Origin of the sequence: Vibrio sinaloensis DSM 21326 (assembly GCF_000189275.1) — a bacterium.
Classification (GTDB): domain Bacteria; phylum Pseudomonadota; class Gammaproteobacteria; order Enterobacterales; family Vibrionaceae; genus Vibrio; species Vibrio sinaloensis.
In genome coordinates this window covers 1-777 of sequence record NZ_AEVT01000029.1, presented here as the reverse complement: position 1 = coordinate 777, position 777 = coordinate 1, and the positions used below count along the sequence as shown (strand labels likewise).

At 31.1% G+C, this 777-nt stretch carries 1 protein-coding gene; it reads right to left on the bottom strand.

Translation table 11 applies throughout. The features are described 5' to 3' along the window. Positions 1–86: 86 nt before the first annotated feature. Positions 87–777, bottom strand: a 691-nt coding sequence (locus RH45_RS23425) for a hypothetical protein (RefSeq protein ID WP_039958278.1), incomplete at its 5' end; no start/stop codon positions are given.

Here is a 777-nt window from a genome sequence, read left to right as displayed (position 1 = left end):
AAGATACAAAGTTCCTAATGCTGGAGCATCATGGATCAATCCAATATACTTACTTGCAATTTTATCTCTACCTGAAGATATTTCAGTTATATTATCAGATGTGATTGCTTGTCCATTTTTTCTAACATAGAGAAATCATCTATGAATTTTATGGATATAAAAACAGCAATTGCAACAGCGATAAAAATCAGAAAATAAGACTTAACCCTTTTTGTATATAATCCGTATAGTAATAAAACTAGAATAGTAGACACTAATGGTCCTCTACTACCTGTTAGAATAATTGCGAAAATTCCACCTATTACAAAAAAAATCCTCTTGTTAGTTTTTTCTTGCGTATCCAAACTAAAATACAACCACAACGCTAAACTTAAAGATATTGCACTTGGCAAGTAATTATATGTTTGATAAAACCCAGGTAATGTTGCATTTTGAGAAATACGACCATGAAATCCCAAAGTAATGAATTCAATTAAAAATGCTGATAATACCCAAACAATAGATATTGACAATCCGAGTGAGAATGCGTTAAACAATTTTACTTTTTCATACTGAGTTTTTCCCGTGTAAATATACCCAACAAAAAACCACAGTGCCGGGACTGCATTTTGGAACCAATAAAGCAAAGCAGTACTATCTATGTAAGCACCAAAAATAGACAAAATAAAGCAGAAAAACAAGAATGACAACATAGAAACAAATATAAAATTGCTTCTTATTTTCGATAAAAAGTAGATAGATAGAGGAGCCAATACAAAGCTTAAGGGTATCCCCAAT